We start from the raw sequence: 19,608 nt of genomic DNA, 5'->3' as shown, positions 1-19,608 counted from the left end.
ACATGGAAATGAATCAATATCTTGAAGTGTTTATTGAAGAGAGTAAAGAACACCTTCAAGCAGTCAACGATCATCTATTAGTTTTAGAAAAGAACCCAAATGATATCTCAATTGTAAATGAGATTTTTAGATCTGCTCATACATTAAAAGGTATGTCAGCGACAATGGGATATGAAGATCTAGCTAGCTTAACTCATCAAATGGAAAACGTACTAGATGGAATTCGTAATAATAAGATTAACGTGAGTCCAGAGCTTCTTGATGTAGTGTTCCAGTCAGTAGATGACCTTGAAGCTATGGTCTTTTCAATTGCAGCTGGTGGAGATGGGAAACGTGATGTTAGAGAAGTAGTCGCAAAGCTAGTTGCCATTGAAAATGGGGAAAAGATCGAGACAGCAACAGTGGTGTCACAAACAGCAGAAAAGGTAGAACAGATATTAGAAACGAAAACTTCAGATCAACAATATGATCAATTTGAAATGACAGTACTTCAGCAATCTAAGGATCAAGGATTTGAGGGGTATGAAGTTACTGTTTCGTTAAGAAAGGATTGCTTACTTAAAGCTGCTCGTGTATTTATGGTGTTTGAAATACTAGAACAAGTTGGAGAAGTAATCAAATCCAATCCAAGTGTGGATTTGCTTGAGGACGAAAAGTTTGAAGAATCATTTACGGTCACGATTGTTTCTAAGGAGTCATCAAATGACATTCAAGCGAAGGTATCAAAGGTATCGGAAATAGACCTTGTTCAAGTCAATCAAATTGAATTAACAGGAATTGTTGATAATGACACAACTCCTGTTAATACAGAGGATATCCAAGAGGAAGATTCTCCTGTTCTTTCAAATGCTCCTGAAGAAAAGAAGCAAGCACAAACTAAAAACGCAAATGTAAGTAATAAAACGATTCGTGTAAATATTGAACGTCTTGATATATTAATGAATTTATTCGAGGAACTGGTCATTGATCGTGGTCGTTTAGAACAAATATCAAATGAACTAAACAATTCAGAGTTACATGAAACCGTTGAAAGAATGTCAAGAATCTCCGGTGATTTGCAAAACATTATCCTTAACATGAGAATGGTACCAGTTGAAACGGTGTTCAATAGATTCCCTAGAATGGTACGACAATTAGCAAGAGATTTAGGGAAGAAAATAGAATTAGTAGTGGTTGGTGCTGAAACGGAATTGGACCGTACGGTAATTGATGAAATTGGAGATCCGTTAGTCCACCTATTAAGAAACGCAATGGACCATGGTGTAGAAATGCCAGAAGTAAGAAGGCAAAAAGGTAAAAATGAAGAAGGAACGGTTGTCTTAAAAGCTTATCATAGTGGTAACCACGTCTTTATCGAAATAGAAGATGATGGTGCCGGAATCAGTCGTGATAAAGTTCTGAAGAAGGCAATAAGCAAGGGTGTCGTGTCAGAACAAAGTGCACAGACGATGTCAGATAAGCAGGTATTCGAATTAATTATGTCTTCTGGCTTCTCAACTGCCGAAACCATTTCAGATATCTCAGGACGAGGTGTTGGACTTGATGTGGTTAAAAATACAATTGAATCACTCGGAGGATCAATTTCTATTGATTCAGTTGAAGGAAAAGGAACTACCTTCTCTATTCAGCTTCCACTAACACTTTCGATTATTTCAGTTATGCTTGTGGAGCTAGAAAAAGAAAAGTTTGCTATTCCAATTTCATCCATTATAGAGACAGCTATCGTAAAAAAGGAAGATATTCTAAATGCTCACAATCAAAAAGTAATAGATTTTAGAGGTAAAGTAGTACCGTTAGTCTTCCTTAAGAATGTTTTTGAAGTAGTTGAAAGCGAAAAAACAGACGAATTTTTATCCATTGTAATTGTTAGAAAAGGTGACAAGATGGCTGGTTTAGTCGTAGACTCGTTTATTGGCCAACAAGAAGTCGTATTAAAGTCACTAGGGAATTATTTAGCGTCTGTTTTTGCAATTTCTGGAGCTACGATTCTAGGAGATGGCCAAGTAGCACTAATCGTTGATTGCAATGCACTAATTAAATAACAAAGAAGGGAGGAGAATAGGAATGTCAGAAGAGCTATTTACTAACGATATGAAAGTGATTGTTTTTCAGCTAGCAGATGAAGAGTATGGAGTACCTGTACAGCAGGTTCGTTCGATTGAAAAAGTTCAGCATATTACTCGTGTACCTAAAACCGTGAAATTTGTGAAAGGCGTTATAAATTTGCGTGGTTTAGTCACACCTGTCATTGATTTAAGAACTCGCTTTAATTTAGAGGAACAAGATTATTCTGATAGTAGTAGAGTGATTATTGTTTCTCTAGAAGATATGGAGGTTGGATTAATCGTTGATGCTGCAAACGATGTAATCGACATTCAAGTAGAAGCCATTGAGCCACCTCCAGAAGTAGTAGGATCTGTAGAGGCAAATTATATCAAAGGTGTTGCTAAAATTGAGAAGCGATTATTAATTCTTTTAAATTTAGATGCAGTTCTAAATCCAGAAGAGTTAAGATCGTTACAAGGTTAACCTTATGTCATTTTTGAAAAACTTTAATGAGACTCATATTGATATTCTAAAAGAAGTAGGTAATATTGGGGCTGGGCACGCAGCGACGGCCCTTTCAAAATTATTAAATAAGAAGATTGATATGAAGGTACCAGATGTTAAAATTGTATCTTTTAATGAAATGATGGACTTAGTAGGCGGAACAGATAGTGTCGTGGCAAGTGTATTTTTAAGGGTTGAAGGAGAAGCGCCTGGTAGTATGTTTTATATATTATCGATTGAGCAAGCCTCTCGATTTATTCAACAATTAACCAAGGATCCTTCTTTTTCTTTAGAAAGACCACCATATCCAGAAATTGCACTTTCTGCACTACAAGAGCTGGGTAATATTCTTTCAGGGTCTTATTTATCTTCTTTCTCTGATTTTACAAATCTTAATATGTATCCGTCTGTTCCAGCGATTAGTATTGATATGGTTGGAGCAATTATCAGCTTTGGACTAATGGAACTTTCTACTGTAGGAGATTATGCTATTTTAATTAATACGGCTCTACAAGAAGAAGACCAATCTGATATAGATAGTGTGAAAGGACACTTCTTCTTTCTACCTGATCCTGACTCGTTTTCCATTATCTTCAAAGCATTAGGTGTTACAGATGTTGGACAATAATCAGGCTTCTTCAGTTGTTAAAGTAGGAATTGCCGATATGAATATAGTCGAATCTCCTCATACGATCCGAACCTCAGGACTAGGGTCATGCGTTGGAGTCGTTGTATACGATACTATGAAAGATATTGCTGGGATGGCGCACGTCATGCTACCTGATTCTAGCTTAGCTAAAACAGGAACGATGAATATTGCTAAATATGCAGACACTGCGGTTGAAGCCCTAGTTGCAGAAATAATAAAAGCTGGTGGTCATCAGCATTTATTAAAGGCTAAAATAGCAGGTGGAGCTCAAATGTTTCAATTCACATCTGGTAATGAAATGATGAGGATCGGTCCTCGGAATGTAGAGGCAGTAAAAGAACAACTCAAACGGTTAAATATAAAGCTATTAGCTGAAGATGTTGGTGGAAATAGTGGGCGTACAATAGAATTTAACCCTAAAAGTAAGGAATTAGTAATACGCACTGTAAACCAAGGGGTGACAGTTCTATAATGGCGGGCTCTGTACTTATTAATATGTTCTTTGGTTTCTTAGGATTTATTTTGGTGTTTATTTCTGCTTATACTAATAATAGCATGCTAACATCGATGATACGTGGCTTATTGGCCTTCGTATCTTTCTTTCTAATTGCTTATTTGTTTCGTTGGATGTTTCATTTTATAATGAGTGATTCTAAAGGGAATACTGTTAGAAGGAAGGAAGAGACACTTCATAATGAAGAGGTAGACCTTTCTCAGTTACTTCAAAATGAGGGAATTGACCTTGACAAAGTAAAGCGTTCAGTTGATTCTCTTAGTGAGGAAGAGGCTATTATTGCCGCTAGGTACATTAAGGAAATGCTAAATGAAAAAGAGTAATTTTTGTTTTGGGTCTTGTGTTAAATAAAGGAACAGGATAGGCAGGACCACTAGAGACTTTGCCTATCTTTTGTTATCTAAGGAGCTTTAGCATAAAAAGGGGAGGATCATGATGACTCACGTTTCCTCAAGCGAAGATCAAGTATATTGGCAGAGGTGGATTGAATCACGAGATACCCAAGCAGGTGATTCTTTAATTCGAATTTATCTACCTTTAGTCAATTATCATGTTCAGCGGATTTCAGTAGGACTACCAAAAAGCGTAAGTAAAGATGATTTAATGAGCTTAGGGATGTTAGGCTTATATGATGCACTTGAAAAATTTGACCCGACTAGAGATCTCAAGTTTGATACATATGCTTCCTTTCGAATTAGGGGAGCTATTATTGATGGGCTTCGCAAGGAAGATTGGCTTCCAAGGAGTTCCCGGGAAAGGGCAAAGAAAATAGATAGCGTTATAGAAAAGCTTGAGCAAAAATATATGAGAACGGTTACACCGAAAGATATTGCTGATGAACTAGGACTTAGTGAAGAAGAAGTTCAACAATCAGTTACAGAAGGATTTTTTGCAAATGTCTTATCAATAGATGATGGACCAAAAGAGCAAGAGGATTCACAGGAGTCAGCAAGGTTCACTTTGAAGGACGAAAAAAGCTTAACTCCAGAAGATCAGCTGTTAAAAGACGAGCTAGTTGAACAATTATCAATCGTAATCGAACAACTAAATGATAACGAACAATTGGTGGTCAGTTTGTTTTATAAAGAAGAGTTAACGCTAACTGAAATTGGACAAGTTATGGGATTGTCGACATCAAGAATATCTCAAATTCATTCAAAGGCTTTATTTAAGATGAAGAAATTATTGGATACCATCTACGAATAGATTTTAAAGATTTTGAGGGAGTGAAATAACAGTGAGTCTAAAGCTTATAGAACTACAAGTCGCACTTCCAAGAACACAGGATGTTGGTAAAATTCAGGAGCAATTACAGCAAAGAGGCCAGCATATGCAGGACCAAATTACCGCAGGGATAAAACAACAGGATGAAAGAAAGAGAAAGCAAGTTGGAAAAAACGATAAAAAAGATAAATCTTCTCTACACCTAGATCAATCGACAACACCAAATAGTCATCCTAAATCCCAAAAACAAGCGAAGACTAGTCATGACGAAAAAGAACAACATCCTTATATAGGAAAAATCATTGATATCAGTGGGTAGGAGAGCTTATGAATACTTTTTTATTGATTATTAGCTTCATTCTTCATGCAATCTCTTTCTTTATCATCATATTGATGTACTATAGATTAGAACAAACGAGAGAGATTGAGCGAAAGCAAGGTAATTTGTTAAAGGATATGGAGGATGTGCTATCATCCTATATTCTAGAAATGAAAGAGGAAAATGAAATCTTCTTACAAAAAGTTAAAAATGACAATCCTACCTTGAAGTCAAGTGAGTCTAAAGCCAAGAAAAATGTAAAGAAAGATCCTGTGATACAAAGTACAATTAATACAATTGAATCCCAGATCAGTAATGAGGACTTATCCGTACTGTTACCTAACTATGGAGAAGAGATTGAACAGCCTGTTTCAATTAAAAAGACACAACAAAAAGATGAAAACATTCAATCTTTGCCAATCGGACAACAAGCGAAATTATTACATAAAAAAGGTTTGACAGTTGAAGAGATTGCAAAACAATTAGACAAAGGGGTTACAGAAATCGAGCTTTTTTTAAAATTCAATTGATATTCAAACAAAACAAGCTTGATTATGGTCTCTGCCTATGATATAGTAACTCTTGGTGTTAAATACACACGCTTATTGATTTGGACAATGGTGCTGTTAATCAGTTTTGTCTAAAAATGAAATGAGCGGAGGAAAACAAAAACCATTTAGGAGGAAACAAACATGTCAGTAATTTCTATGAAGCAATTACTAGAAGCTGGTGTTCACTTCGGTCATCAAACACGCCGTTGGAACCCAAAAATGAAGAAGTACATTTTCACAGAGCGTAACGGGATTTATATCATCGACCTACAAAAAACTGTGAAAAAAGTTGAAGAAGCTTATAACTTCGTTAAGGAACTTGGAGCAAATGGTGGAACTATGCTATTTGTTGGTACGAAAAAGCAAGCTCAAGATTCTGTTAAGGAAGAGGCTGAGCGTTCAGGTATGTACTTTGTTAACCAACGTTGGTTAGGTGGTACATTAACAAACTTTGAAACAATCCAAAAGCGTATTAAGCGCCTTCGTGACATCGAAAAGATGCAAGAAGATGGAACTTTTGAAGTTCTTCCTAAGAAAGAAGTTATTAACTTAAAGAAAGAATTAGATCGTCTTGAGAAGTTCTTAGGCGGTATTAAAGATATGAAGCAACTTCCAGATGCTTTATTCATCATCGACCCTCGTAAAGAACGTATTGCAGTTGCTGAAGCACATAAATTAAACATCCCAATCGTTGGTATCGTTGATACGAACTGTGATCCAGATGAAATTGATTATGTTATCCCTGCAAATGACGATGCAATTCGTGCTGTAAAGCTTTTAACTGCTAAGATTGCTGATGCAATTCTTGAAGCTAAACAAGGTGAAGAAACAGCACCAACTACTGCATAATTTTAACTGAAGGTGATAAGAGGGACTAAAGCCTTTTATCACCTTTTTTAAACAAATACAGTAGACTGAATAGCCGCATTATCGGCTATATTATAGTAGAACATCAAATTACATAATAGATGAAGAAATAAGGAGGATTTACAATGGCTGTAACAGCTCAAATGGTAAAAGAATTGCGTGAGAAAACTGGCGCTGGAATGATGGATTGCAAGAAAGCATTAACTGAAACTGATGGTGATATGGAAAAAGCAATTGATTTCCTACGCGAAAAAGGTATTGCGAAGGCAGCTAACAAGTCTGACCGTATTGCAGCTGAAGGAATCTCTGCAATCGAAGTGAATGGAAACGAAGCTGTAATCTTTGAAGTTAACTCAGAGACTGATTTCGTTGCTAAAAACGAAGGTTTCTTAAATTTAACAAAAGAATTAGGTAGTCACCTACTTAAGAACAAACCTGCTACAATTGAAGAAGCTTTAGAACAAAAAATGGACAATGGATCATCCGTTCAGGAACATATCAACTCAGCGATTGCAAAAATCGGAGAAAAGTTAACTTTACGTCGTTTCTCTGTTGCTACTAAAACAGACAATGATGCATTTGGTGCTTACTTACACATGGGTGGACGTATTGGTGTATTAACAGTTCTTGAAGGTACAACTGATGAGTCTGTAGCAAAGGATATCGCAATGCATATTGCAGCTGTAAACCCTAAGTACGTTGATAGAAGTGCTGTTACAGAAGAGGAAATTGCACGTGAGCGTGAAGTATTAACTCAGCAAGCACTTAATGAAGGTAAGCCAGAAAATATCGTTGCTAAAATGGTTGAAGGTCGCCTTGGTAAATTCTTTGAAGACATCTGCTTACTTGACCAAAGCTTTGTAAAAGATCCAGACCAAAAGGTACGTAAATTCGTAGAGAGCAAAGGAGCTTCTGTAAAGAGCTTTGTTCGTTATGAGGTTGGAGAAGGAATTGAAAAGCGTCAAGATAACTTTGCTGAAGAAGTAATGAACCAGGTTAATAAGTAAAATATATTGCTGGTCAATACAAAGAGATAGGGAGCACAGTGTGTTCCCTATTTTTAAAGGGAATTGAAAAAACATACATAATACTTGGTTCGCAGGAGGTAAAAATGACATCTGCAAAATATAAACGAGTTGTTCTAAAACTTAGTGGTGAAGCACTTGCTGGAGATCAAGGATTTGGAATTAATCCAGCTGTCATACAATCAATTGCTAAACAGGTAAAAGAAATAGCTGATATGAATGTTGAGGTAGCGGTTGTTGTTGGGGCAGGAAATATCTGGCGTGGAAAAGCAGGTAGTGAAATGGGCATGGACCGTGCTAATGCTGATTATATGGGGATGCTTGCAACTGTAATGAACTCACTTGCTCTTCAAGATAGTCTTGAAAATCTTGGAATTCAAACGAGAGTCCAGTCTTCTATTGAAATGAGACAGGTAGCAGAGCCTTATATACGAAGAAAAGCGATTAGACATCTAGAAAAGGGTCGTGTTGTCATTTTTGCAGCAGGTACTGGGAATCCGTATTTTTCTACAGATACTACAGCTGCATTACGTGCAGCTGAAATTGAAGCTGATGTTATTTTAATGGCTAAAAATAATGTAGATGGTGTTTATACAGCAGACCCATCTATAGATCCGACAGCTACTAAATATGAAACTTTGTCATATTTAGATGTACTAAAAGAAGGCTTAGGAGTAATGGACTCAACAGCTTCTTCTTTATGTATGGATAATGATATCTCTTTAATCGTTTTCTCCATTATGGAGGAAGGGAATATTAAGCGAGCGGTATTAGGTGAAAATATTGGAACGATAGTGAGGGGGAAATAATATGACTGGGCAAGTAGTAAAAAATGCTAAGGAAAAAATGGATAAAGCAATTCAAGCGTATCAACGAGAGCTATCTACAATCCGTGCTGGACGTGCAAGTGCATCGTTATTAGATAAAATAACTGTTGATTATTATGGGGCACCAACACCAGTAAACCAATTAGCTTCAATTAATGTTCCGGAAGCAAGAATGCTGATTATCACCCCTTATGATAAGACTGCATTAGGTGATATTGAAAAAGCAATTTTAAAGTCGGACTTAGGGATTACTCCAACAAATGATGGTTCTGTAATTCGCATTGTCATCCCTGCTTTAACAGAGGAACGCCGTGTTGAATTAACTAAGCTAGTCAAGAAGTATGGAGAAGAAGCAAAGGTTGCCATTCGTAATATTCGTCGTGATGGAAATGATGAGTTAAAGAAGTTAGAAAAGAGTGGGGATATCACTGAAGATGAATTACGTGGACTAACAGATGATATTCAAAAGGAAACAGATGCACACATTACACAGGTTGATAACGTAACGAAGGAAAAAGAAAAAGAAATTATGGCAGTTTAAGCCATTAGACGGTAAAATAATGAGTATAATTATAGACCCTCTATATTTAGGGGGTTTTTAATTGTTTTTAGGGTATTGCCCTATTAGACAATTAACCCTATATCAAGAAAAGAAAGAGTCCTCTTTTCTTAGTATAGGAACTTTCGTTATACATAGCGCTAAGCAGGGATTCTGCTTTTGATTAAAGTGGAAACCATCGGGCACAAAGCTTCGAGGATCTGTTGTTCAAAAAGAATAGTCTGCATATAAAATGAAAATCTTCCTTATAAATGTAATGAAGCTTAGAGTTTCTTTGAACTAAGGATAAGCTTTGTTTATAATGGTAATGATGGGGGATAAGAAGATGCTTGATAAACTAAAACGTTGGAACCATAAAAAAGAAAGTATGTCCACACCTACAAAAGAAGATATTTTGTCAAAGCCCATTCCTAAACATATTGCCATTATTATGGATGGAAATGGACGTTGGGCAAATAAGCGAGCGTTACCTCGAATAGCAGGTCATCATGAAGGCATGAAGGTTGTTAGGAAGATTACCAAAACAGCCAATGCATTAGGTGTAAATGTGTTAACCCTATACGCCTTTTCAACTGAAAATTGGAAGCGCCCTAAACAAGAAGTTGAATACTTAATGAAGCTACCAGAAGAATTTTTAGGAACTTTTTTACCTGAACTCGTTGAGAAAAATGTAAGAGTTCAAATGATGGGGAATCATGAAGAAATTCCATTACACACTAGAAATGCGATTGAAAGAGCTATGGAAGAAACAAAACATAACACCGGGTTAATTTTAAACTTTGCCTTAAATTATGGATCTCGTGATGAAATTACAAAAGCTGTTAAACAAATCTCAGCGGATGTTATGGCTGGAACAATTTCTGAAACGGAAATAAATGACACACTAATTTCACAGTATCTGATGACAAGTCAAATCGGTGATCCTGATTTGTTAATTCGTACAAGCGGTGAGCACAGACTTAGTAATTTTATGTTGTGGCAGCTAGCTTATACAGAATTTTGGTTTACTGATGTATTATGGCCGGACTTTACTGAACAAGAACTTATTAATGCCATACAAGAGTTTCAAAGGCGAAGCCGAAGGTATGGAGGCGTATAAAAAGGTGATGAATTTATTATGATGCAACGTATTTTAACAGCGATTTTTGCTGGTGCGGTATTTTTGCCAATTGTGATTATTGGAGGGTTACCGTTTACTATTTTTATATATCTTTTAGCGTCAATTGCCATTTATGAATTATTAAAAATGAAGAAGATTTCGCTGCTTTCTTTCCCTGGAATTTTAAGTCTATTATTAATATGGGTACTTTTATATCCTAAGACAACAATTGATTTTCTAACGGAAGTAAATGTTTCAAAGGTTGAGATTGCACTATTAGCAGTTGTATTTTTATTGTCTTATACGGTCATAACTAAAAATCTATTCACTTTTGATGATGCTGGTTTTATTATATTGGCAACGATTTATATAGGAACTGGTTTTTACTATTTCATTCAAATTAATGAGCAGGGCTTGCAATACCTATTTTTCGCAATGTTTATCATATGGGCGACTGATTCTGGTGCCTATTTTGTAGGTAGAGCTATGGGGAAGCGAAAGCTATGGCCTGAAATAAGCCCGAACAAAACGATAGAAGGTTCAATTGGTGGTATTGTTTGTGCTTTAATTGTTGCGGTTGTCTTCCAAGCCATCTTACCGATAAGCAGCTCTTATTTAATGGTTATTATTGTTACCATTCTACTGTCGATATTTGGACAAATGGGTGATCTAGTAGAGTCTGCTTTAAAAAGACATTATTCAGTGAAGGATTCAGGTTCTCTATTACCAGGTCATGGTGGAATCCTAGATCGTTTTGATAGTCTTTTATTTGTTTTACCAATTTTTCATTTCTTGCAATTTATTTAATCGTTTGTCGGACTAGCTTGTATTAACATAGGAGTTGAATTATGAAAACAATAAGTTTATTAGGGGCAACTGGTTCAATAGGGACTCAGACACTTGACCTAGTCAGACTCCATCCGGAAGAATTTCAAGTCGTTGCTCTCTCCTTCGGGAAAAATATAGAACTAGGAATAAAACTTACGAACGAATTTAAACCAAGATTGATCTCTGTACTAACAAAAGAGGACAAGGCATTAGTGGAGAAACAGATTACATACTCGGTAAAGGTCACCTATGGTCATGAAGGATTGCTTGAGGTTGCGACACATCCAGATGCCTTGGTTCTTGTAAACGCTGTTCTAGGAAGTGTGGGTCTACTTCCAACCTTAGAAGCCATTAAGGAGAAAAAGACCATTGCCATTGCTAATAAGGAAACATTGGTAACTGCCGGAGAAATTGTAATGAAGCTTGCAAAGGAATATCAAGTAGATATTTTGCCAGTAGATAGTGAGCATTCAGCAATTTTTCAATCTTTAGTAGGGCAGGACACTACGAAAATAAGTAGATTGATTTTAACTGCCTCTGGTGGGAGCTTTAGGGATCGTACTCGTAATGAGCTCGAAGAAGTTACTGTTAAGGAAGCACTTGCTCACCCAAATTGGTCAATGGGTGCAAAGATCACAATTGACTCTGCTACTATGATGAACAAAGGTCTCGAAGTCATTGAAGCAAAATGGCTATTTGATATTCCTTATGAAAAAATAGAAGTTATTTTACATAAAGAAAGTATTATTCACTCTATGGTCGAATATGATGACACAAGCGTCATCGCACAGCTTGGCACACCAGATATGAGAGTCCCTATTCAATATGCACTTACATATCCGCAACGTTTAGAACTACCGTTAGCTAAAAGACTTAATCTTTGGGAGATGGGGACTCTCCATTTTTCTAAAATTGACTTTAATCGTTATAGATGTCTTGCTTTTGCATATGAAGCAGGGAAAGTAGGGGGAAGTCTACCAACTGTTTTGAACGCAGCTAATGAAGTGGCGGTGGATGCATTTTTGACCGGAAGAGTAAAATTCCTGCAGATAGAGGACTTAATTGAAAAGGCTCTAGAAGTGCATCAAATCATTCAAGAACCAGATTTACAAACCATTCAACATGTGGACAAGGAAACTAGAAGGTATGTAGCATCACTACTAAAGTAAAGGTGGGGTATCATTGAATACTGTCATAGCATTTGTGATTATATTTGGTGCTCTTGTTTTTTTTCATGAACTAGGACATCTAGTTTTTGCTAAAAGAGCTGGAATATTATGTCGAGAATTTGCAATAGGCTTTGGACCAAAGGTTTTTTCTTTTAAAAGAGATGAAACGATTTATACAATCCGTCTATTACCGATAGGCGGTTTTGTGAGAATGGCCGGCGAAGACCCCGAGACGATTGATGTAAAACCGGGCTACCATGTTGGTTTGATCCTTAATAACGCAAATGAAGTCATTAAAATCATCTTAAACAATAAAGATAAATTCCCTAACGCTAGAGTTATTGAGGTAGAAAAAGCAGATCTTGACAAGGAATTATATATTGCTGGGTATGAGCAAGATGAAGAAAGACTTGAAAGATTTACAGTTAATGAAAAGGCTGTATTTGTAATTGATGGTCAAGAAACTCAAATTGCACCTTATAATCGCCAATTCGGCTCGAAGACTTTAGGTCAAAGAACATTAGCGATTATTGCTGGTCCTGGGATGAACTTTGTCTTAGCAATCGTTACCTTTATGATTTTAGGAATTCTTCAGGGAAGCCCTGTTAATGAAGCTCGTTTAGGTGAAATTGTAGAAGATAGCCCAGCTTCTCTGGCTGGTTTAAAAGAGGGGGATATCATCCGTACGATTGATGGGGTCGAGGTTGCTACCTGGGAGGATGTAGTTACAATCATTCGTGATCATCCCGAGGAAGAGCTTGCCTTTACAATTGATCGTGAGGGTGCTCCAATTGACTTAATGATTACCCCAGAAAAAGCAACTGCTGGTGAAGAGGTTTACGGTGTCATTGGAGTCTACAACCCAGTTGAAAAGGGTATTGTGAGCTCCATACAATATGGTTTTACTCAAACCTATCATTGGGCAAAGGAAATATTAGTTGGTTTAAGCAAGTTAGTCACTGGTCAATTTTCAATCGATATGCTTTCAGGTCCTGTTGGTATATACGATGCCACTGATCAAGTGGCTCAAACCGGTGTATATAATTTAATGAGGTGGGGAGCCATTTTAAGTATTAATTTGGGCATTATTAACTTACTTCCGTTACCAGCATTAGATGGTGGTAGATTGATGTTCTTTTTAGTTGAAGCTGTAAGAGGAAAACCAATTGACCGTCAAAAGGAAGGTCTTGTCCATTTTATTGGTTTCGCTTTTCTAATGCTACTAATGTTAGTTGTTACATGGAATGATATACAACGAATTTTCGATATTTAAAATATGAGTCTAGATCATAGTTAATGAGGTGCAATAATAATGAAACAGAGCATGATGTTTATTCCTACTCTTAGAGAAGTGCCAGCAGATGCAGATGTGAAAAGTCACCAACTTCTTCTAAGAGCTGGTTTTATTCGCCAAAACTCAGCAGGTGTTTACACATTTTTACCCCTTGGGAAAAGAGTTCTTCAAAAAGTAGAACAGATCGTTCGTGAGGAAATGGAGCAAGCAGGAGCAGTTGAACTGTTCATGCCTGCTCTCCAGTTAGCTGAGCTATGGCAGGAATCCGGTAGATGGTATTCTTATGGACCTGAAATGATGAGGATGAAGGATCGACATAACCGTGATTTTGCGCTTGGACCGACACATGAAGAAATGATAACTAGTTTAGTTCGAGATGAAGTGAATTCATACAAGAAGCTACCATTAACTCTTTATCAAATTCAAACTAAGTTTAGAGATGAGAAAAGACCTCGCTTCGGATTATTAAGAGGAAAAGAATTTATTATGAAAGACGCCTATTCATTTCACTCTTCGTATGAAAGCTTAGATGATGTTTATCAAAAGCTTTTCCAAGCCTATTCAAATGTATTTTCACGCTGTGGCTTAGATTTTAGAGCAGTTATTGCTGACTCAGGAGCTATGGGTGGAAAAGATACTCATGAATTTATGGTACTGTCTGATATTGGTGAGGATACGATTGCTTATTCAGACTCTTCAACTTATGCAGCTAATATCGAGATGGCCCCAGTTATAGCTTCTTATGAAAAACTAGAAGCAAGCCCTGAGGAACTAACAAAGGTCGATACGCCAAACCAAAAGACAATTGACGAAGTGGCTACCTACTTAAATGTTTCTGCAAAGCAATGCCTGAAATCCATTGTATTTAAAGTGGACGAGCAGTTAGTTCTTGTTGTTGTACGAGGAGATCATGAAATTAATGATGTGAAAATCAAAAACATCTTTAATGCTTCAGTAGTCGAATTAGCGACATCTGAGGAGACAAGCAAAGTTCTCGGACCAATTGGATCATTAGGACCTATAAACGTCCCGGCTTCTCTTAAAGTTATTGCAGATCATGCCGTTGAATTTGTTGTAAACGGTGTTTGTGGAGCTAATAATGAGGGTGTTCATTATACAGGAGTAAATCCTGAACGAGATCTTGAGAATATTCAGTATGAAGATGTCCGTTTTATTCAAGAGGGAGATCCTTCTCCTGATGGTAATGGAAAGATTGTGTTTGCAAAAGGAATTGAAGTAGGCCATGTGTTTAAACTAGGAACACGATACAGTGAAGCGATGAACTCGACCTTTTTAGACGAAAACGGTAAAACACAACCAATGATCATGGGCTGTTATGGCATTGGTGTTTCAAGAACAGTTGCTGCTGTTGCTGAGCAGTTTAATGATGAGAACGGATTAGTCTGGCCACAGGCTGTATCGCCATTTGATCTCCACTTGATTGTGGTCAACCCTAAGCAAGATGATCAAAAGGAACTAGCGGATACTTTATATTCTAGTTTAAAGTCTAGTTTTGAAGTGTTATATGATGACCGTCAGGAGCGCCCTGGTGTTAAGTTTGCTGATTCTGATTTAATTGGCTTACCAATACGTCTGACAGTTGGAAAGCGAGCTAGTGAAGGGATTGTTGAGCTAAAAGTTCGAAGCACTGGTGAGGTTTTGGAAATAAATACTGAAAATCTTATCGAGACAATTGAGAAATTTATTGTAAAATAGAAGAAGAGATAAAAAGAGGTACCTCTATTAATTTGAGGTACCTTCAATATTTACAAAACATGTATGACATGGAGAGAGGAGATCTATTCGTGATAGAACTTTCAACAGAACAAATAGATCGTTTTGAAATCCTATTACAGCAAATGAATGTTCCGGCTGAAATGAAAGAGTACTTTAACGGAGCGGGTATTGAGAAGGTCTCCGTTCATACAGGAGCTAAATCATGGCATTTTTCTTTTGTTTGGCAAAGGATCCTTCCAGCACCCATGTTTGAACTGTTTGCCAATCAACTAGTTCAAACATTTTCTCATATAGCTACTGTAAGTTTTTCAGTAAAAGCCGTGGAAAAAAATATAATAGAACAAGATGTCATTTCTTACTGGCCCATCTGTATTGATAGGCTAGATACTATTTCGCCGATGTTTTTACCATTACTTAAAGAGCAAAGCCCTACATTACAAGGGGCAAAAATAACAATAAAAACAAGGAATGATGCAGAAGCAGTTACGGTTAAGAAAAAGTATGGAATGGCTATTACATCTCAGCTAGAGAAATTTGGTTTTCCTGCACTTCAGCTTGATACTATCGTAGAATATTCCGCTGAAGAGTTTGAAAGATTTGTAGAGCAAAAAGAGCAAGAAGATCGTAACAAAGTGATCGAAGCAATTACAGAAATGCAAAAGAAAGAACCTGCTCAAGAACATAGTGGGCCTTTAACCATTGGATACAGTATTAAGGAAGAGCCAGTTTCCATCCACGCAATTCAAGAAGAAGAAAGAAGAGTTATTATTCAAGGGTATATCTTTGATGCAGAAACAAAAGAGTTGAGAAGTGGTAGACACTTATTAACGTTTAAAGTGACAGATTATACTAGTTCAATATTGGTTAAGATGTTTTCGAGAGATAAAGAGGATATTCCGTTACTACAATCTGTAAAAAAAGGCATGTGGGTTAAAGTTCGTGGTGGGGTACAAAACGATACCTTTATTCGAGACCTTGTCATGATGGCAAATGATATCCAGGAAATCAATCCGGTAAAGAGAATGGATCTGGCACCAGAAGATGAAAAACGTGTTGAATTGCATGCCCATTCTCCGATGAGCCAAATGGATGCTGTTACACCGGTAGGGAAGCTTATTGAACAAGCAAAAAAATGGGGGCATAAAGCTTTTGCTTTAACCGACCATGCAGTCGCTCAATCCTTCCCTGATGCTTATTCAGCTGGGAAAAAGCATGGGATTAAAGTCATTTACGGCTTAGAAGCTAATCTTGTAAATGATGGGGTTCCAATTGCATATAATGAGCAGCACCGTTTATTAGCAACAGATACGTATGTGGTTTTTGACGTCGAGACAACTGGTCTTTCAGCCGTCTATGATACTATTATTGAGCTTGCCGCTGTGAAAATAAAAGAAGGTCAAATTATTGACCGGTTTGAATCCTTTGCTAATCCGCACCATCCATTATCCGCAACAACGATTGATTTAACTGGAATTACCGACGACATGGTACGTGATGCACCAGAAGTTGGAGAGGTGTTAGAGAGGTTTAGAAAATGGATTGATGATGATATATTAGTTGCCCACAACGCTAGCTTTGATATGGGTTTCCTAAATGTTGGATATAAAAAACTAGGATATGAGAAAGCGCAGAATCCGGTTATTGATACATTAGAATTAGCAAGATTCTTATTGCCTGATATGAAGAATCATCGTTTGAATACATTATGTAAGAAGTTTGATATTGAGTTAACTCAACACCATCGTGCCATTTATGATGCAGAGGCAACTGGCTATCTATTAATGAAAATGCTAAAAGATGCTCTTGAAGCTGGAATTGAGTATCATGATCAGCTCAATGATAATATGGGTCAAGGGAATGCATACCAACGAGCACGCCCTTCTCATGTAACACTTCTAGCTAAGGATGAAATAGGGTTAAAAAATCTTTTTAAATTGATTTCTATATCTCATCTTGAATATTTTTATCGTGTACCCCGAATTCCTCGTTCTAAGCTAATAAAGCATAGAGAAGGCTTACTCATTGGCTCAGCTTGTGATCGTGGTGAGGTGTTTGAAGCGATGATGCAAAAATCACCAGAAGAAGTAGAGGAGATTGCGCAGTTTTATGACTATATAGAGATTCATCCTCCAGAGGTCTACTCTCATTTAATAGAATTAGAGTTAGTTCGTGACCAGAGAGCTTTACTAGATATTATGAATAACTTAGTGAAACTTGGGACGAAATTAGACAAGCCTGTTGTAGCTACTGGAAATGTCCATTATTTAGAACATGAAGATCATATATATCGTAAAATTCTAATTGGTTCACAGGGTGGGGCAAATCCTTTAAATCGCCATCGTTTGCCTAAAGTTCATTTTAGAACAACAGATGAAATGCTTGAAGCATTTGCGTTTCTTGGTGAAGAAAAGGCAAAGGAAATTGTCGTAACCAATACAAATTATGTGGCAGATCTTATCCAAAACGTTAAACCAATCAAAGATGATCTTTACACACCAAAGATTGAAGGCGCAGAAGATGAAATTCGTGAAATGAGTTACTCAATGGCTCGATCCATATATGGTGATGAGCTACCAGAACTTGTTGAGGCTCGCTTAGAGAAAGAATTAAAATCTATTATTGGACATGGGTTTGCTGTTATTTATTTGATCTCTCATAAGCTTGTAAAAAAATCCTTAGATGACGGATATCTAGTTGGTTCTCGTGGTTCAGTTGGATCGTCCTTTGTTGCAACAATGACAGAGATAACCGAGGTAAATCCTTTACCTCCTCATTATGTATGTCCAAAGTGCAAGCATTCGCAATTTTTTGATGATGGTTCAGTGGGATCTGGTTTTGATTTGCCAGATAAGGATTGTCCGGAATGTGGTGCGCACTATAAAAAAGATGGACATGATATTCCATTCGAAACATTCCTTGGATTTAAAGGGGATAAAGTTCCTGATATCGATCTTAACTTCTCGGGAGAATATCAACCAAAGGCACATAACTATACGAAAGTGTTATTTGGTGAAGATAATGTCTTCCGTGCCGGAACAATTGGGACGGTTGCGGAAAAAACTGCCTATGGTTATGTAAAAGGATACGCAAATGATCATAATTTAACAATTCGAAGTGCAGAAGTAGATAGACTAGTGTCTGGTTGTACAGGTGTTAAGCGAACGACAGGACAGCATCCCGGCGGAATCATTGTAGTTCCGGATTATATGGAAGTGTTTGATTTCACACCAATCCAATTCCCAGCTGATGATAAAACATCTGAATGGAAAACCACACATTTTGACTTCCATTCGATTCACGATAATTTACTCAAGTTAGATATACTAGGACACGATGATCCCACTGTAATTAGAATGTTGCAAGATCTAAGTGGGATTGATCCTAAAACTATTCCGACTGATGATCCTGAAGTAATGAAGATTTTTGGTGGTACTTCTTCTCTCGGTGTTACTGAGGAACAAATCATGTGTAAAACAGGAACATATGGTATTCCTGAATTTGGAACTCGATTTGTTAGACAGATGCTTGAAGAAACAAAACCGACCACATTCTCTGAACTAGTTCAAATTTCAGGTCTGTCACATGGTACTGATGTATGGCTTGGGAATGCTTCAGAGTTAATCGCGAATGGAACCTGTACATTAAGTGAAGTAATTGGTTGTCGTGATGACATTATGGTCTATCTTATTTACAAGGGGTTAGATCCTTCATTAGCTTTCAAAATCATGGAAAATGTTCGTAAGGGGAAAGGTCTTCCTGACGAATGGATTCAAGACATGAAAAATAATAATGTCCCAAATTGGTACATTGATTCTTGCTTGAAGATCAAATACATGTTCCCTAAGGCCCATGCTGCTGCTTATGTATTAATGGCTGTTCGAATTGCCTATTTTAAAGTACACCATCCAATTCTTTATTATGCAGCATACTTTACGGTTAGAGCAGACGACTTTGACATAGAAGCAATGGTTAGGGGTTCAAATGCTATTAAGGCAAAGATGGAAGAAATTAATGCTAAAGGTTTAGAAGCATCGACAAAAGAAAAGAACCTGTTAACGGTACTTGAGATTTCTTTAGAAATGTGTGAACGAGGATATTCCTTCCAAAAAGTAGATTTATACCGTTCCAGTGCATCAGAATTTATTGTGGAAGGAAATACTTTAATTCCGCCGTTTAATTCAATTCCTGGATTAGGTACAAACGCAGCCATTAATATTGTAAAAGCAAGACAAGATGGAGAGTTTTTATCAAAAGAGGATCTCCAGCAACGTAGTAAAATTTCTAAAACGATATTAGAATATTTAGATAGTCAAGGGTGCTTAGAAGGCCTTCCGGATCAAAATCAGCTTTCTTTATTCTAAATGTAAAGGATTTTCCGGATTTGTTATTATTTGCA

The 19,608-nt window shown here is 37.0% G+C and carries 18 protein-coding genes; all 18 read left to right on the top strand.

The features are described from left to right. Nucleotides 1-2 precede the first annotated feature (2 nt). The 18 genes from M1D60_RS14110 to M1D60_RS14025 all read left to right on the top strand — a co-directional run bounded on the left by M1D60_RS14110 (nucleotide 3) and on the right by M1D60_RS14025 (nucleotide 19,573). Nucleotides 3-2,042: a chemotaxis protein CheW gene (locus M1D60_RS14110; protein WP_456275477.1), complete on the top strand. Its 2,040-nt coding sequence runs from the start codon at nucleotides 3-5 to the stop codon at nucleotides 2,040-2,042. Nucleotides 2,043-2,064: 22 nt separating this feature from the next. Further along, nucleotides 2,065-2,529, top strand: a complete 465-nt coding sequence (locus M1D60_RS14105) for a chemotaxis protein CheW (protein WP_456275476.1) — start codon at nucleotides 2,065-2,067, stop codon at nucleotides 2,527-2,529. 4 nt (nucleotides 2,530-2,533) lie between these two features. Beyond that, a complete protein-coding gene (locus tag M1D60_RS14100; protein ID WP_456275475.1) occupies nucleotides 2,534-3,178 on the top strand; it encodes a chemotaxis protein CheC in 645 nt (214 codons plus the stop codon). Continuing rightward, nucleotides 3,165-3,671, top strand: coding sequence for a chemotaxis protein CheD (locus M1D60_RS14095; RefSeq protein WP_456275474.1), 507 nt, complete (start codon nucleotides 3,165-3,167; stop codon nucleotides 3,669-3,671). The genes M1D60_RS14100 and M1D60_RS14095 overlap by 14 nt, the downstream gene beginning before the upstream one ends. Continuing rightward, nucleotides 3,671-4,036 carry a hypothetical protein gene (locus tag M1D60_RS14090; RefSeq protein WP_456275473.1) on the top strand — a complete coding sequence of 122 codons (366 nt, stop codon included), beginning with the start codon at nucleotides 3,671-3,673 and terminating at the stop codon, nucleotides 4,034-4,036. Before M1D60_RS14095 ends, M1D60_RS14090 begins: the two co-directional genes overlap by 1 nt. Before the next feature lie 112 nt (nucleotides 4,037-4,148). Continuing rightward, nucleotides 4,149-4,919: a FliA/WhiG family RNA polymerase sigma factor gene (locus M1D60_RS14085; RefSeq protein ID WP_456279451.1), complete on the top strand. Its 771-nt coding sequence runs from the start codon at nucleotides 4,149-4,151 to the stop codon at nucleotides 4,917-4,919. A 31-nt stretch (nucleotides 4,920-4,950) separates the two neighbouring features. Further along, the gene (locus M1D60_RS14080; protein WP_456275472.1) at nucleotides 4,951-5,256 is read left to right on the top strand and encodes a hypothetical protein; all 306 of its coding nucleotides are present in this window, start codon (nucleotides 4,951-4,953) and stop codon (nucleotides 5,254-5,256) included. Nucleotides 5,257-5,264: 8 nt separating this feature from the next. Then, nucleotides 5,265-5,786 (top strand): hypothetical protein, encoded by a 522-nt coding sequence (locus M1D60_RS14075; protein WP_456275471.1) that lies wholly within the window; start codon nucleotides 5,265-5,267, stop codon nucleotides 5,784-5,786. Between the two features lie 162 nt (nucleotides 5,787-5,948). Next, nucleotides 5,949-6,656, top strand: coding sequence for a 30S ribosomal protein S2 (gene rpsB / locus M1D60_RS14070; RefSeq protein ID WP_163176620.1), 708 nt, complete (start codon nucleotides 5,949-5,951; stop codon nucleotides 6,654-6,656). A gap of 143 nt (nucleotides 6,657-6,799) precedes the next feature. Further along, nucleotides 6,800-7,681 carry a translation elongation factor Ts gene (tsf, locus tag M1D60_RS14065; protein ID WP_456275470.1) on the top strand — a complete coding sequence of 294 codons (882 nt, stop codon included), beginning with the start codon at nucleotides 6,800-6,802 and terminating at the stop codon, nucleotides 7,679-7,681. Between the two features lie 104 nt (nucleotides 7,682-7,785). Continuing rightward, nucleotides 7,786-8,508, top strand: coding sequence for a UMP kinase (gene pyrH, locus M1D60_RS14060; RefSeq protein ID WP_456275469.1), 723 nt, complete (start codon nucleotides 7,786-7,788; stop codon nucleotides 8,506-8,508). 1 nt (nucleotide 8,509) lies between these two features. Beyond that, nucleotides 8,510-9,067: a ribosome recycling factor gene (gene frr, locus M1D60_RS14055; RefSeq protein WP_456275468.1), complete on the top strand. Its 558-nt coding sequence runs from the start codon at nucleotides 8,510-8,512 to the stop codon at nucleotides 9,065-9,067. 343 nt (nucleotides 9,068-9,410) lie between these two features. Next, nucleotides 9,411-10,184, top strand: coding sequence for an isoprenyl transferase (locus M1D60_RS14050; RefSeq protein ID WP_456275467.1), 774 nt, complete (start codon nucleotides 9,411-9,413; stop codon nucleotides 10,182-10,184). Nucleotides 10,185-10,202: 18 nt separating this feature from the next. Beyond that, nucleotides 10,203-10,991 (top strand): phosphatidate cytidylyltransferase, encoded by a 789-nt coding sequence (locus M1D60_RS14045; RefSeq protein ID WP_456275466.1) that lies wholly within the window; start codon nucleotides 10,203-10,205, stop codon nucleotides 10,989-10,991. 41 nt (nucleotides 10,992-11,032) lie between these two features. Continuing rightward, nucleotides 11,033-12,181, top strand: coding sequence for a 1-deoxy-D-xylulose-5-phosphate reductoisomerase (dxr, locus tag M1D60_RS14040; RefSeq protein WP_456275465.1), 1,149 nt, complete (start codon nucleotides 11,033-11,035; stop codon nucleotides 12,179-12,181). Between the two features lie 13 nt (nucleotides 12,182-12,194). Next, nucleotides 12,195-13,454: an RIP metalloprotease RseP gene (rseP, locus tag M1D60_RS14035; protein WP_456275464.1), complete on the top strand. Its 1,260-nt coding sequence runs from the start codon at nucleotides 12,195-12,197 to the stop codon at nucleotides 13,452-13,454. A 39-nt stretch (nucleotides 13,455-13,493) separates the two neighbouring features. Further along, nucleotides 13,494-15,191 carry a proline--tRNA ligase gene (locus tag M1D60_RS14030; RefSeq protein WP_456275463.1) on the top strand — a complete coding sequence of 566 codons (1,698 nt, stop codon included), beginning with the start codon at nucleotides 13,494-13,496 and terminating at the stop codon, nucleotides 15,189-15,191. An 89-nt stretch (nucleotides 15,192-15,280) separates the two neighbouring features. Beyond that, on the top strand, nucleotides 15,281-19,573 hold the full coding sequence (locus M1D60_RS14025; protein WP_456275462.1) for a PolC-type DNA polymerase III: 4,293 nt from the start codon (nucleotides 15,281-15,283) through the stop codon (nucleotides 19,571-19,573). The last annotated feature ends 35 nt before the right edge of the window (nucleotides 19,574-19,608 follow it).

The organism is Bacillus sp. AK128 (assembly GCF_053903075.1).
This window is presented reverse-complemented; position numbering and strand designations above follow the sequence as displayed.

What these genes read in the sequence shown, in the direction of transcription:
- M1D60_RS14110 (WP_456275477.1), top strand. Translation starts at nt 3, where the DNA reads ATGGAAATGAATCAATATCTTGAAGTGTTTATTGAAGAGAGTAAAGAA.
- M1D60_RS14105 (WP_456275476.1), top strand. Translation starts at nt 2,065, where the DNA reads ATGTCAGAAGAGCTATTTACTAACGATATGAAAGTGATTGTTTTTCAG.
- M1D60_RS14100 (WP_456275475.1), top strand. Translation starts at nt 2,534, where the DNA reads ATGTCATTTTTGAAAAACTTTAATGAGACTCATATTGATATTCTAAAA.
- M1D60_RS14095 (WP_456275474.1), top strand. Translation starts at nt 3,165, where the DNA reads ATGTTGGACAATAATCAGGCTTCTTCAGTTGTTAAAGTAGGAATTGCC.
- M1D60_RS14090 (WP_456275473.1), top strand. Translation starts at nt 3,671, where the DNA reads ATGGCGGGCTCTGTACTTATTAATATGTTCTTTGGTTTCTTAGGATTT.
- M1D60_RS14085 (WP_456279451.1), top strand. Translation starts at nt 4,149, where the DNA reads ATGACTCACGTTTCCTCAAGCGAAGATCAAGTATATTGGCAGAGGTGG.
- M1D60_RS14075 (WP_456275471.1), top strand. Translation starts at nt 5,265, where the DNA reads ATGAATACTTTTTTATTGATTATTAGCTTCATTCTTCATGCAATCTCT.
- rpsB (WP_163176620.1), top strand. Translation starts at nt 5,949, where the DNA reads ATGTCAGTAATTTCTATGAAGCAATTACTAGAAGCTGGTGTTCACTTC.
- tsf (WP_456275470.1), top strand. Translation starts at nt 6,800, where the DNA reads ATGGCTGTAACAGCTCAAATGGTAAAAGAATTGCGTGAGAAAACTGGC.
- pyrH (WP_456275469.1), top strand. Translation starts at nt 7,786, where the DNA reads ATGACATCTGCAAAATATAAACGAGTTGTTCTAAAACTTAGTGGTGAA.
- frr (WP_456275468.1), top strand. Translation starts at nt 8,510, where the DNA reads ATGACTGGGCAAGTAGTAAAAAATGCTAAGGAAAAAATGGATAAAGCA.
- M1D60_RS14050 (WP_456275467.1), top strand. Translation starts at nt 9,411, where the DNA reads ATGCTTGATAAACTAAAACGTTGGAACCATAAAAAAGAAAGTATGTCC.
- M1D60_RS14045 (WP_456275466.1), top strand. Translation starts at nt 10,203, where the DNA reads ATGATGCAACGTATTTTAACAGCGATTTTTGCTGGTGCGGTATTTTTG.
- dxr (WP_456275465.1), top strand. Translation starts at nt 11,033, where the DNA reads ATGAAAACAATAAGTTTATTAGGGGCAACTGGTTCAATAGGGACTCAG.
- M1D60_RS14030 (WP_456275463.1), top strand. Translation starts at nt 13,494, where the DNA reads ATGAAACAGAGCATGATGTTTATTCCTACTCTTAGAGAAGTGCCAGCA.